Here is a 14,245-nt window from a genome sequence, read left to right on the forward strand (position 1 = left end):
CATACCAATGATGGTCATTCATACTGCAAAAAAAGTGGAGTAAATACTTTGGAAGCGCGCGTAATCGGTCTGGAAAAATTAGGGAAACACGATGTCGAACTCGTAGGTGGGAAAAACTCATCTTTGGGTGAAATGATCAGCCATTTATCCAATGCTGGTGTATCGGTACCTGGTGGTTTCGCAACAACTGCTGCTGCCTATCGTGAGTTCTTGGATCAAAGCGGTTTAAACGCTCGTATTCAGGCTGAACTTGCACAACTTAATGTAGATGATGTAATCGCACTTGCTGAGACTGGTGCAAAAATCCGTAAATGGATTGTTGATACTCCACTGACCGCCGCATTAGAAAAAGAAATCCGCGAGGCATTTGCAGTACTTTCAAACGGTAATCCAGACATCGCTGTAGCTGTACGCTCTTCTGCAACTGCAGAAGATTTACCTGACGCATCATTTGCAGGTCAACAAGAAACTTTCTTAAATATTCGTGGTATCGATAATATCCTGATCGCGATTAAAGAAGTTTTTGCATCTTTATATAACGATCGTGCGATTGCATATCGTGTACACCAAGGCTTTGAACACAGTGTTGTTGCGCTTTCAGCTGGTGTTCAACGTATGATTCGTTCTGAAACTGGTGCTGCTGGTGTTATGTTTACACTTGATACAGAATCTGGTTTCCGTGATGTTGTATTCATTACAGCCTCTTATGGTTTGGGTGAAATGGTTGTACAGGGTGCAGTTAACCCTGACGAGTTCTACTTATCTAAGCCCCTTTTAAACAATGGCAAACATGCAGTATTACGTCGTAATCTTGGTTCTAAACACCAAAAAATGATTTATGGTGAAGAAGGTTCTGCGGGTAAATCTGTTGTTGTGGTTGATGTAGAAAAACCTGAACGCCAACAATTCGCATTAAATGATCATGAGCTTCATGAACTTGCAAAACAAGCATTAATCATTGAACAACACTACGGTTCACCGATGGATATCGAGTGGGCAAAAGATGGTGATGATGGTCAAATCTACATCGTTCAAGCACGTCCAGAAACCGTAAAAAGTCGCCAAAATGTCGGCACAATGGAACGTTACCTGTTAAAGCAACGCGGTACAGTTATCTGTGAAGGACGTTCTATTGGTCAACGCATCGGTTCAGGTAAAGTTCGCGTCGTAACTTCGATTAAAGAAATGGATAAAGTACAAGACGGTGATGTACTTGTATCTGACATGACTGACCCAGACTGGGAACCAGTAATGAAACGTGCTGCTGCGATTGTAACTAACCGTGGTGGTCGTACATGTCACGCAGCCATTATTGCTCGTGAACTTGGTGTACCTGCAATTGTTGGATGTGGTAATGCAACGGAAGTATTAACTGATGGTCAAGAAGTCACTGTTTCTTGTGCTGAAGGTGATACAGGCTTTATTTATGAAGGTGCGTTAGACTTTGAAGTTCAACGTAACTCTATTCATTCCATGCCAAAACTACCGTTCAAAATTATGATGAACGTTGGTAATCCAGACCGTGCATTTGACTTTGCACAAATTCCAAATGAAGGTATCGGTCTTGCACGTCTTGAGTTCATTATTAACCGAATGATTGGCGTCCACCCTAAAGCTTTATTAAATATTGAAAGTTTGCCACGCGAAACACGTGCAGCAGTGATGACACGAACTGCTGGCTACACCTCTCCGATTGAGTTCTATGTTGAAAAATTAGTTGAGGGTATTTCGACTCTTGCTGCTGCATTTGCGGAAAAACCAGTCATTGTTCGTATGTCTGATTTCAAATCAAATGAATACGCAAACTTAATTGGTGGTAAATTATACGAACCAGAGGAAGAAAACCCGATGTTGGGCTTCCGTGGTGCAAGTCGTTATGTATCAGATAACTTCCGCGATTGTTTCGAGCTTGAATGCCGCGCATTGAAAAAAGTGCGTGACGAAATGGGCTTAACTAACGTACAAATCATGATTCCATTTGTTCGTACAGTTTCTGAAGCAAAACGTGTTATCGAATTACTTGCTCAAAACGGCTTAAAACGTGGTGAGAATGGTTTAAAAATCATCATGATGTGTGAATTACCAACCAATGCTTTATTGGCTGAACAATTCCTTGAACATTTCGATGGTTTCTCTATAGGTTCAAACGATTTAACGCAGTTAACACTAGGTTTAGATCGTGATTCGGGTATTGTTTCTCACTTGTTTGATGAACGTGATGCAGCAGTTAAAGCGCTTCTTTCAATGGCAATTCATGCTTGTCGCAAAGCAGGCAAATACGTTGGTATTTGTGGTCAAGGCCCATCTGACCATCCTGATCTTGCTAAATGGTTAATGGAACAAGGTATTGAATCGGTGTCATTGAACCCAGACTCAGTACTTGATACTTGGTTCTTCCTTGCAGAAGAGCAGATCAAAAAGGCTTAATCTTTATTAGAAAAAGACCCTCTTTCGTAGGGTCTTTTTTCATCTTTAGTTCTTGAGATTTTAAAATTATGCAAATTTACTTGGCTCGTAACAATCAACAAGCTGGACCTTACAGTTTAGAACAAGTAAACCAAATGCTCGCAAGTCAACAAGTTTTACTTACTGACTTAGCATGGCATGAAGGTATGACTGAATGGAAAACTCTTGGAGAATTAACTCAAGGCAAACTTGTATACGAACCTGTAGGTTATTCAACTTTTAATACACCAATTAAAAATGAAGCTGAAAATTCAAGCTTCAAAATTAAACTTGAAACGAAGTCTGATAATTTTGAACTGGCGTCATTTGCGTCGCGTGCGTTGGCAAAAATATTTGATCTAATGCTATGGCTACCGATGGCAGCAATTCCCTCTTTCTTTTTTGATCAAAGCCAATACACTCAATTGTTTGAAATTCAAAAACAATTACAGGCTACAGACGTAGCATCTAGTAAAGCTGTTGAACTGCAACAACAACTTATTCAATTAATTCCAAATGAAGCATGGATCAGTATTTTTGCATATCTTATTATCATGTTGATGTTACAAGCATTCATGATTGCAAAATCAGGTCAAAGTCTTGGAAAGAAAATTGCCAAAATCAAAATCGTAGATGCTGAGACAACCACAAATGTAAGTACAATTCGTGCTTTCTGGGTGAGAAGCATACTTTTCATCATTCTGAATCTACTATTTATGCCTTTTATCACAATTATTGATTATGGATTCTTCATGTTGAACAAAAAACGTCAAACTTTGCATGATAAATTAGCCAAAACGAAAGTCGTAAAGCGATAAATAAGTGAAGATATAAAAAAGAGGATTTACTCCTCTTTTTTGTATATTAAATTGATATCTATAGAGAAAAATAACAACTGAACCCGAATCCCTACAAGATAAATCGGGTTTGAAAACAAACATTTCAGCGTACTTTATCAGTAGCTTAGTTTTTCAATATGAGGCATAATGCCCTACAACGTAGCGGTGTCGGATAATTGACAAGCATTTCACAAAAAATTCTTATCAATCATGCGACACTTTAATCGCTATCCCATAATTTAATTAGGGAATGGGACTCTTCACCGAGGTTGTAAAATGAGACAAACGATTTTAGCTGTATTGTCTTTATCAACGATGGCTGCACTCTTGACTGGGTGTGGTGGTGATATGGTACTACTAAACAATAAAGGTCCAGTTGGTCAAGGTCAAAGTGACCTCATGATGACTGCGATCTATCTAATGCTTTTGGTGGTAATTCCATCAATTATCATGGCATTATGGTTTGGTTGGCAATATCGCGCATCGAATAAAGATGCAGACTATAAACCTACTTGGGCACACTCTACGACAATTGAGATCGTTGTTTGGGGTGTTCCTGTCATTATTATTGGTATTTTAGCTTGGTTAACTTGGTGGGGTTCCCACAAGTACGACCCTTACCGTCCGTTAGAGTCAGATAAAGCGCCTTTAACTGTTCAAGCCATCGCTGAACAATTCAAATGGATTTTTATCTATCCTGAGCAAAATATTGCAACGGTAAACGAAGTACGCTTCCCAGAAAAAACGCCTGTAAGCTTTAAGATTACTTCTAACTTTACGATGAACTCGTTCTTCATCCCACAGTTAGGTGGTCAGATCTACGCTATGGCGGGTATGCAGACTCATCTTCACCTTTTAGCAGACGAACCAGGTGTATTCCGTGGTTTCTCAGCTAACTATTCAGGTTATGGTTTCTCACAAATGCGCTTCAAGGCACATAGTGTAACTGAACCAGAGTTTGCACAGTGGGTAGAAGCTGTTAAAGCGGGTAATGGTACAAGTATCAATGCTGAAGCAATTCAAAAAGGTACACTTGACCAAGCTGAATTAGCGACTCTTAAAGATGGCAATCGTTCTAAATATCAGATCGAAGCACTTGTAGCAAAAGCAAAGACTCCAGAAGAAAAGCAAGAGGCTGAAGAAATGAAGCCTTACCCTACAGAGCCACATCCTGTGACTTATTATTCTTCAGTTGAGCCTAAATTATTCGAATCTGTTATCAATCATTATATGAGCAACTATCATGGTGCAGACCACTCAGCTCCTGCTGAGCATGCAACTGAAGAAACTCATACCAATGATGAACATGCCACAGCTTCTGCAGAGGAATAAGACATGTTTGGAAAGTTAGGACTTGATGCAATTCCGCACGATCCGATCGTGTTGGTCACAGTTGCAATGATGGTTTTAGGTGGTATCGCGCTTGTTGCTGGTATTACTTATTTCAAAAAATGGGGCTATCTGTGGAACGAATGGTTCACATCTGTAGACCATAAAAAAATCGGTATTATGTATATCATTGTATCTGTAATCATGCTATTGCGTGGTTTCGCTGATGCAATCATGATGCGTTTACAACTTTTCCTCGCTAAAGGCGGTGGTGAAGGTTACCTACACCCAGAACACTACGATCAGATTTTTACCGCACATGGTGTAATCATGATCTTCTTCGTGGCAATGGGTCTTGTTGTAGGTATGATGAACATCTCAGTACCGCTACAAATTGGTGCTCGTGACGTTGCATTCCCATTATTGAACTCACTAAGTTTCTGGTTATTTGCTGGTGCTGCTGGGTTGATGATGGCTTCACTAGCGTTAGGTGAATTCGCTGCGACAGGTTGGATGGCTTATCCACCTCTATCTGGCATCGAATATTCTCCTGGTGTAGGTGTTGACTACTACATTTGGGCACTGCAAGTTTCAGGTTTAGGTACGCTTTTATCTGGTGTTAACTTCTTCGTTACCATTATTAAAATGCGTGCACCTGGCATGAAATTAATGGACATGCCAATTTTTACTTGGACATCACTCTGCACAGCTGTGTTAATCATTGCATCTTTCCCTGTATTAACAGGTACGCTTGCAATGTTGACATTAGACCGTTACTTCGGTTTCCACTTCTTCACAAATGAGCTTGGCGGTAGCCCAATGCTTTATGTGAACTTGATTTGGACTTGGGGTCACCCAGAAGTTTACATCTTAGTATTACCAGCATTTGGTCTATACTCAGAAATCGTTGCAACTTTCTCTCGTAAGACGTTGTTCGGTTACAAATCAATGGTATATGCAACTATCGCAATTACTGTACTTGCGTTCGTTGTATGGCTTCACCACTTCTTTACCATGGGTGCGGGTGCAAACGTTAACGCATTCTTCGGTATTATGACGATGGTTATTGCGATTCCTACAGGTGTGAAAATCTTCTCTTGGTTATTCACAATGTATAAGGGACGCATTACTTATACTACCCCGATGCTTTGGACACTTGGCTTCCTTGTGACTTTTGGTATCGGTGGTTTAACTGGTGTACTTATGGCTGTTCCACCTGCGGACTTCCTTGTACACAACTCACTCTTCTTGATTGCTCACTTCCATAACGTAATTATCGGTGGTGTGGTGTTTGGTATGTTTGCCGGCATCATCTTCTACTGGCCAAAAATGTTTGGTTGGAAACTCAATGAAGCTTGGGGTAAAGCTGCGTTCTGGTTCTGGTTTATTGGTTTCTACTTTGCATTCATGCCTCTTTATATCCTTGGCTTCATGGGTATGACACGTCGTTTGAATACATATGACAACCCTGAATGGGATCCATACTTAGCAATTGCATTGTTCGGTGCAGTATTGATTGCTATCGGTATTGCTTGTTTCCTTATGCAGATTATCGTTGGTTTCTTACAACGTCATCAAAATATGGACTACACAGGCGATCCATGGGATGGTCGTACATTTGAATGGGCTACCTCATCTCCTGCTCCATTCTATAACTTTGCACATCTACCAGCAGCTGACGGTATCGACCGCTTCTGGACAGATAAAGAAAATGGTGTAGCTTACGCTCGCGATACTAAATATGAAGATATCCATATGCCGACTAATCGTGCAGCTGGTTTCATCATTGCAATGTTCATTACTGTTCTTGGTTTTGCATTGATCTGGCATATTTGGTGGCTTGTAGTTGTTTCTTTCGTTGCTTCAGTTGTTAGCTTGATCGTAAGCTCATTCACTAAGAATGTTGATTACTACGTACCTGCTGCAGAAGTTGAACGTATTGAAAATGAACGCTATGCGTTACTTGAAAAACACTTGAAGAAGGACTAAGGAAATGGCTGAAGTACTTCATCACGACAACCACGGTCATGACGGTCATCACGAACACGATGACACAGACTTAACGGTCTTTGGTTTCTGGACATATTTGATGAGTGACTTGATTCTTTTCGGATCACTCTTCATTGCGTTCGCTGTATTAAGCAGTCATATTCCGCCTGGTACTCCAAGTGCGAAAGATCTTTTTGGTGATTCTTTAGGTTTTGTTTTAACTGAGACCTTTGCCCTTTTGATCTCTTCGGTAACATTTGGATTCGCTGTTCTTGCATCTTATAAAAAGAACGTTAATCAAGTGATTGCTTGGTTGTTTGTTACTTTCTTATTTGGTGCAACGTTCATTGGGATGGAAATTTATGAATTCCAGCACCTTGTACATGCTGGCCATGGTCCAACTCATAGTGCGTTCTTATCAGCATTCTTTACTTTAGTTGGTACACACGGTATTCACGTAACTTCTGGTTTAGTTTGGATGCTGGTACTTATGTATCAAATTAAAAAGAATGGTTTGACACTACCGAATACACGTCGTCTTGCTTGCTTAAGCTTGTTCTGGCACTTCCTTGACATCGTTTGGATCTGTGTATTCAGCGTCGTTTACTTAATGGGAGTTCTCTAATGAGTGGTCATGACCATAATGCTGCAGGTGCATCACACGGTAACTTCAAACAGTACACGGTCGGTTTCATCCTGTCTGTTGTCCTCACCATCATTCCTTTTGGAATGGTGATGGCGGGTGGTTTTAGTCGTGGTATTTTAATGACTGTAATCGCAATTACAGCGGTTGCTCAGGTGCTGGTACAGCTTGTGTATTTCCTACACATGAATACATCATCAGAACAACGCTGGAACTTGATTGCATTCATCTACACAATCCTATGTATCGCTGTTCTTCTTGTTGGTTCAGTGTGGATTATGAATTACCTACACTACAACATGATGATCTAAACTGATTGTCATGTGGAAAAAGTATTTATTCCTGACTAAACCAGGAATTCTCTTCGGTAATTTTATTACCACCTTGGGCGGCTTCTTTTTAGCCGCCCAAGGCGCTATAGATATCCTCTTATTATTATTGACCTTACTGGGTACAACTTTTGTAGTTGCTTCTGGTTGTGTCGTGAATAATGTGATTGACCAAGATATCGATCAAAAAATGCAGCGTACGATGAATCGTGCTCTTGTTAAAAAGACAATCTCTCCAACAATTGCAATGCTCTATGCATTGGTCTTAGGAGTTATTGGATTTGGCATTTTATGGTTCTTTGTAAATGCATATGCATTCTTGTTTGCTGTCATTGGTTTTGTTGTCTATGTCGGTTTTTATAGTTTGTGGACTAAACGTACTACAATCCATCAAACTGTAATTGGTAGTATTTCTGGAGCGAGTCCTCCTGTTATTGGTTATACGGCTGTAACTCAACAATTCGATATGGCTGCCCTATTAATTTTTGTTGCATATGCTTTATGGCAAATGCCACATTCTTGGGCGATTGCTATCTATCGTTTTGATGATTATAAAAACGCAGGAGTACCAATTTTACCTGTAGCACGCTCTATTCTACGCACAAAAATAGAATCCTTAATTTATGTGATTTTATTTACTATTGCGATGAATGGTTTATATGTCTATGGATATACCAATATTGTATTCTTGGTGATCTGTAATTTACTGTGTGCTTACTGGTTCTACATTGGTATTTTAGGTTTTAAAGCTGAAAATGACCAACTTTGGGCAAAACGCTTTTTCTTATTTTCAGTGATTTTGATTACTGTAATTAGTTTAAGTTTCAGTTTTACTTTTAATAGTCCTGCACCCACCTTCCCTATTTTCTAAAAAGATAGAGGAACCTCTATCTTTTTATTCTCTGCTTCAATTGTTATCATTTCGTGCAATAAAAACATTCATACTTTATTGCCTAAATGAAACTTCAAAATATATCGATTTTAAAACCCATTTTTTATACTTTTATCACAGCAATTTCTATTCAAGCTCAAAGTATTTATGCTGGAGCTGAAAATATCTGTGAACCAAATCTACACTTAGATGATCGCGATCTAAATGGTTGCAGTAATTTACCTGTTTTATATCCTTCAAACGATAGTCAAACTAATACTGCCTTATTACTAAGCGATTTGGGTCTAGCTGAAATCGAACCAATGCAGATAGATCAAAACTTATGGGATGCGACTTTTGGTTATGTGCCTTTTGATGCTGCAAATGTATCGTTGGCAACAAAAAATAAAATTCAGAATCAGAGAAATGAATTAACAGTAAAAGATGAAATCATATTTGATGAACGTTGTTATAGTTTTAATTCAGGCAACTATGCTTTTATTAATCAAGTTAAAACCCATAAACTAATTCCAGCAAATGAAAAGCTTGTTCTGATCAACGAACGCAAGAAGATGAATCAATGTGACAATAAAATTGCATTGATCTCTATCGATCCAAATTGGTCAACAACCACGCGTCAATACGCATCTTATTTAAATGCGAGTATTTTGTTTTATAACGCTAACTATTCATCTTCTACGAAAATTTTTACGGTATTAACTTCGGTTGAAGATGCATGGTTGAAAGAAACAGCTCAATATATGTTGATTCGGACGTCACTCAATTCAGCTTATGCAACAGGTGTTGATCAATACGGTGATGTATACCTTGATAATATTAATCAAAACTTACTAAAACAGTTCTTAGGTCATATCACGAACTATCTAAATGCTTACCCTAATGGTCGTTATGTAGCAAGTGCGCGTGGATTTTTACGTCGTGGTTTTTGGTTATCTAAACGCCAAGATCTTTTAGTCAATGAGATCGTATGGCAAATTCAAAATCCTAAATCTAAATTTTACAATTTAGATATGGGACAACTTCCTGCTGAAATTGATAGACGTATTTTTAGTAGCAATTCATTTGAACTCAAAAATCTCAAGGACCCTTTTTTCTTGACGATATATAATTTAATGAATATGCGTGACTACAAAACTGAACATTACCAACCTATTACGTGGTCTCAACTTAATGCACAAAAAGATTTCTTTAAAACTCAACCTGAATTATTTAACTATTTAAGAGCGATTCATTTATTTTTTATTCAGAATAAACCCCAAGATGCTTTAAATTATTTACCAAAGTCAAATATTAAAAATACTAATTATTTACAACTAAGCCAAACTTTTTTAAAAGGTCAAATATTGGAAAAACTCGGTCAAAACCAAACTGCTGAAGAATACTGGACTAACCAGCTTGCTCAAGCACATACACTTTATCAGAAGGGTTTATTTGAAACCGCATTATCTAAACATTTGAATATCAAACAAGATTATTCAGCTTTTATAGGAAAGCAAGCCAAAATAAGCCAACCAAATCTACAAAAACAATTTATAACTCAACAAGCAAATATAGATAGTTTAGACAAGATTATTCAATCAAATCAAAGCACAGTCGATCAAAAGCAAGCTGCTATTCATACCTTATTAAGCAAAAGTTTAGTTCACCAGAGATTCAATTTATTTCAACAGAAATATTCATATTTGCCTAAAAATGCGAGTGAATACAAAGGATATTCAAGCGCAAAAGAACACTTAAAAAACAAACCTGAGTTTGCTAGTTTTATTTGGAATGGATCAAAGATCACGGCTCAACTCAAATGCGATAATCTCTTAACATTGACCCAACAACTCAGTAAATTGCCAAATGATCCCCTACTCAACATTTGTTTGGGAGAGTTTATGCGAAGTGAGCAAGGTTATAGCCTGCAACAACTCAGCTATGACGAGCAACAAAAACCAACTATAAGTGGAAAAATTTTCGCACGCGGTGAAATTTATAAAGACATTATCAAATCTTCTCGAAAAGATGATTTACATGCTTATGCACTGTATAGGGCAATTCAATGTTATGCACCGAGTGGAATAAATGATTGCGGGGGTACCGAAGTGGCTAAAAACACGCGTAAGCAATGGTACGATCAAATCAAAAGAGATTATCCAACAAGTGCATGGGCTAAATCACTGAAATATTATTGGTAGGTTTATCCTTTAATGTGGTTAAGGTGTATTCTTTTTAGTATGTTGCTGTTGATATTGGGGCTAAACCAACCGAGTCGACCAGCAACTCCAACTATCGATGCCAATCAATTTCAATCCTTTTGGATTTGGGGTGAGATAAAATCTGCCCCCTATCTCTCAAAGGCTAAAGAGCTTTATATTCTGCAAGGTGAAATTCGTTATTCAAAACAAAAACAGACTTCAATTTTGATACCGCAAGGTATTGGTACTTTAAAACTACCCAATCAAAAAATTTGGCTCGTTTTTCGAACCCACCACTTAGATTGGAGTTCACAAAATTACCAAACCATCTTAACTCGCTTAAACCATTGGAAAAATCTAGGCAATCAGATTGAAGGGATTCAAATTGATTTTGACAGTAAAACCCGCAATCTAAATGAATACGCATATTTTTTAAGTCAATTCAGAAGTCAACTTCCCGCTCAATATAAACTAAGTATTACAGGATTACTTGATTGGACAAATTTTAAAGAGCAAGACACCCTAAAACTTCTTAGACAAAATATTGATGAACTAGTGATCCAAACCTATCAAGGCACCACCTCTATTCCCAATTACCCTGAATATTTAAAACGTATAGCAAATCTTAAACTGCCTTATAAAATTGGTTTTGTGCAATATGGAAAATTATATAGTGACTTAAAGACAATTCATGATCCGCATTTTAAAGGCTATGTGATCTTTTTACTGCGTGAAAAACCGTGAATTTACTTGCGATTTGGGTGAAAGGTGTCTAAAATCGCAGCTTCGCAATTTGCGACATAACTTTTTAAGTTATGACTCCTTGCTTCTGACTCATTTTAAGTTAGGGGCTGCTTAAACCGTAAGGAGCTGACAATGCGTCACTACGAAATCGTACTATTGGTACACCCAGACCAAAGCGATCAAGTTGTAGGTATGGTTGAACGCTATATCTCTCAGATCAAAGAAGCTGATGGTCAAATTCACCGTTTAGAAGATTGGGGCCGCCGCCAATTGGCTTACCCGATTAACAAGATTCACAAAGCACACTACATTCTTATGAATGTTGAATGTGGTCAAACGACTCTTGATGAATTAGAAGAATTGTTCCGTTATAACGATGCAATCATTCGTAACATCATCATCCGTCGTGAACACGCAATTACTGAAGAATCTTTACTTGCTAAGAGTGCTGAAGAAAAACGTGCGCGTAAAGCTCAACGTGAAGAAGCACAACAAGCAATTCAAGAAGCTGAATAAGGAGAACATCAATGGCACGTTTTTACCGTCGTCGCAAGTTCTGCCGCTTTACAGCTGAGAATGTTGCGTACATCGACTACAAAGATATCGACACTTTAAAACAGTACATCACTGAAAACGGCAAGATTGTTCCTAGCCGTATTACAGGTACTAAAGCTCGTTATCAACGTCAATTAGCGTTAGCTATTAAACAAGCTCGCTATTTGTCTTTGATTCCGTACACTGACAACCATAAGTAAGTGAGGTGAGCTGTGGACGTTATCTTATTACAACGCATTAAGAACCTTGGTAAATTAGGCGACAAAGTATCAGTAAAAGCTGGTTACGGTCGTAACTTCTTGATCCCTCAAGGTAAAGCTGTAGCTGCAACTGAAGCAAACACTGCTGCATTTGAAGCTCGTCGTGCTGAACTTGAGAAACAAGAAGCTGCTATTTTAGCTGCTGCGAATGCACGTGCTGAACAATTGAACGAAGTAAATATCGTTATCACTGCTAAAGCTGGTGATGAAGGTAAACTTTTCGGTTCTATCGGTACTCGTGACATCGCTGACGCTTTAACGAACGCTGGTCTAGCAGTAGATCGTGCAGAAGTTCGTTTACCAAACGGTGCGCTTCGTCACACTGGTGAATTCAACATCGCAATCCAATTGCATCATGATGTTGTTGCTGAAGTTCTCGTTACTATCGTATCTGAGTAATTTCTGCAAAAAAAAAGAGCATGTTTTTACATGCTCTTTTTTTATGTCCATAATTTAGATTTAAGCTTTGATTCTACTTTTTCATCACTTAAACAATTTTCTTTAATAAACTTATCCTGTTGGTATCCATTTGGATTAAGATAGTCATTCATTTACGGTTTCATCTTTTTATTAGGTCTTGTTATGTCACAGGCAAATGCCAATTTTGCAAAAAATACTCCCAACGCTGAGAGTAAAGTGAATGACTCAAGTCAACTAAAAGAGTTTAGAACGCCTCCTCATAATCTTGCGATTGAGCAAGCTGTTTTAGCTGCATTAATGACGGTAGCAGAATCATTTGAACAAGTGGGTGACTTACTCAAGGAAAATGATTTTTACGCAACTCGACATAAATATATTTATCGAGCTATTGAAAAATTAGCGCAAGAAAACTCACCTTATGATGCAGTGTTAGTCAATGACTGGTTACTTAAGCAGAATCTACTCGATGCGATTGGCGGTGAAGAATACTTAATGCAATTGATGGCGGATTCACCATCGAGCTTCTATAACCTTGAGATCTATGCCAGCAAAATTAAGGAATTTTCAACCTTACGCAGTATGATCAAAGTCAGTACTGATATTTTACAAAATGCTTACGACACCAAAGGTCGTCCTGTTAGTGAAATTCTAGACTTAGCTGAAACTAATATTTTCTCTTTAGCGGAACAGCACAACAACAATAAAAAAGATTCAGGTCCAAAGTCGATCAGCTCAGTAACAGCTGACGTAATTAGCAAATTAGATGAGCTTTCCAAAATGGATGGCAACATCACAGGACTTTCTACAGGTTTTCTTGAATTAGACAATAAAACCTATGGTATGCAGGCGGGCGATTTAATTATTGTTGCTGCACGTCCTTCGATGGGTAAAACCACGTTTGCCATGAATTTAGTCGAGAGTGTACTGTTTAATTGTAACCTCCCTGCTCTTGTTTACTCTATGGAAATGCCAGCAGATTCAATCGCAATGCGTTTGATTTCCTCTTATGGGAAGGTTCATCAAGGGCATCTACGTTCAGGTAAATTGGACGGCGACGAATGGTCAAAAGTAACTGGTACGATTTTACAATTACAGGAAAAACATCTTTATATTGATGATTCATCTGCATTACCTCCAACTGAAGTTCGTGCACGTGCAAGGCGTATTGCCAAAATGCATGATGGAAAAATCGGTTGCATCATGGTCGACTATTTACAGTTGATGAAAGTTCCAGGTATGGGTGATAACCGTGTTGGTGAGATTTCTGAAATTTCGCGAAGCTTAAAAGCATTAGCAAAAGAAATGAACTGTCCTGTAATTGCATTATCTCAGCTCAACCGAAGTCTGGAAAATCGCCCAAATAAACGACCAGTAATGTCTGACTTGCGTGAATCTGGAGCGATCGAGCAAGATGCCGATTTGATTATGTTTATTTACCGTGATGAGGTTTATAACAAAGAATCTAAAGAAGCTGGCACAGCAGAAATCATCATTGGTAAACAGCGTAATGGACCTATTGGTACTGTCCGTCTCGCCTTTGAAGGACAATATACTCGCTTTAGTAATCTTTCACCTGAATTCTACGCACAATTTGATGATGAAGAATAACGCATAATATTT

At 38.4% G+C, this 14,245-nt stretch carries 13 protein-coding genes; all 13 read left to right on the top strand.

Features of this window, described 5'->3' with window-relative positions:
* The first annotated feature begins 48 nt into the window (after positions 1-48).
* The 13 genes from ppsA to dnaB all read left to right on the top strand — a co-directional run bounded on the left by ppsA (position 49) and on the right by dnaB (position 14,233).
* Positions 49-2,427 carry a phosphoenolpyruvate synthase gene (ppsA, locus tag R2H34_RS11015; RefSeq protein ID WP_318342266.1) on the top strand — a complete coding sequence of 793 codons (2,379 nt, stop codon included), beginning with the start codon at positions 49-51 and terminating at the stop codon, positions 2,425-2,427.
* Positions 2,428-2,495: 68 nt separating this feature from the next.
* Positions 2,496-3,263 (top strand): RDD family protein, encoded by a 768-nt coding sequence (locus R2H34_RS11020; RefSeq protein WP_039047564.1) that lies wholly within the window; start codon positions 2,496-2,498, stop codon positions 3,261-3,263.
* 297 nt (positions 3,264-3,560) lie between these two features.
* Complete coding sequence (cyoA, locus tag R2H34_RS11025) at positions 3,561-4,616, top strand: ubiquinol oxidase subunit II (RefSeq protein WP_005402364.1); 1,056 nt, start codon at positions 3,561-3,563, stop codon at positions 4,614-4,616.
* A gap of 3 nt (positions 4,617-4,619) precedes the next feature.
* Positions 4,620-6,602 carry a cytochrome o ubiquinol oxidase subunit I gene (cyoB, locus tag R2H34_RS11030; protein ID WP_004962896.1) on the top strand — a complete coding sequence of 661 codons (1,983 nt, stop codon included), beginning with the start codon at positions 4,620-4,622 and terminating at the stop codon, positions 6,600-6,602.
* A gap of 4 nt (positions 6,603-6,606) precedes the next feature.
* The gene (gene cyoC / locus R2H34_RS11035) at positions 6,607-7,227 is read left to right on the top strand and encodes a cytochrome o ubiquinol oxidase subunit III (RefSeq protein ID WP_004962899.1); all 621 of its coding nucleotides are present in this window, start codon (positions 6,607-6,609) and stop codon (positions 7,225-7,227) included.
* Positions 7,227-7,556 (top strand): cytochrome o ubiquinol oxidase subunit IV, encoded by a 330-nt coding sequence (locus tag R2H34_RS11040; RefSeq protein WP_004912170.1) that lies wholly within the window; start codon positions 7,227-7,229, stop codon positions 7,554-7,556. Before cyoC ends, R2H34_RS11040 begins: the two co-directional genes overlap by 1 nt.
* A gap of 10 nt (positions 7,557-7,566) precedes the next feature.
* A complete protein-coding gene (gene cyoE / locus R2H34_RS11045) occupies positions 7,567-8,445 on the top strand; it encodes a heme o synthase (protein WP_087540462.1) in 879 nt (292 codons plus the stop codon).
* An 86-nt stretch (positions 8,446-8,531) separates the two neighbouring features.
* Entirely contained in the window at positions 8,532-10,646 is a 2,115-nt protein-coding gene (locus R2H34_RS11050; protein ID WP_087540461.1) for a hypothetical protein, read from the top strand.
* Positions 10,647-10,658: 12 nt separating this feature from the next.
* Entirely contained in the window at positions 10,659-11,390 is a 732-nt protein-coding gene (locus R2H34_RS11055) for a DUF3142 domain-containing protein (RefSeq protein ID WP_087540459.1), read from the top strand.
* Positions 11,391-11,522: 132 nt separating this feature from the next.
* On the top strand, positions 11,523-11,906 hold the full coding sequence (gene rpsF / locus R2H34_RS11060) for a 30S ribosomal protein S6 (RefSeq protein ID WP_004912183.1): 384 nt from the start codon (positions 11,523-11,525) through the stop codon (positions 11,904-11,906).
* 11 nt (positions 11,907-11,917) lie between these two features.
* A complete protein-coding gene (gene rpsR, locus R2H34_RS11065; protein WP_000090661.1) occupies positions 11,918-12,145 on the top strand; it encodes a 30S ribosomal protein S18 in 228 nt (75 codons plus the stop codon).
* A 12-nt stretch (positions 12,146-12,157) separates the two neighbouring features.
* The gene (gene rplI, locus R2H34_RS11070) at positions 12,158-12,604 is read left to right on the top strand and encodes a 50S ribosomal protein L9 (protein ID WP_004912185.1); all 447 of its coding nucleotides are present in this window, start codon (positions 12,158-12,160) and stop codon (positions 12,602-12,604) included.
* A gap of 183 nt (positions 12,605-12,787) precedes the next feature.
* Entirely contained in the window at positions 12,788-14,233 is a 1,446-nt protein-coding gene (dnaB, locus tag R2H34_RS11075; protein WP_004912188.1) for a replicative DNA helicase, read from the top strand.
* Positions 14,234-14,245: the final 12 nt, after the last annotated feature.

The organism is Acinetobacter sp. 16 (genome assembly GCF_033439925.1).
Taxonomy (GTDB): domain Bacteria; phylum Pseudomonadota; class Gammaproteobacteria; order Pseudomonadales; family Moraxellaceae; genus Acinetobacter; species Acinetobacter junii.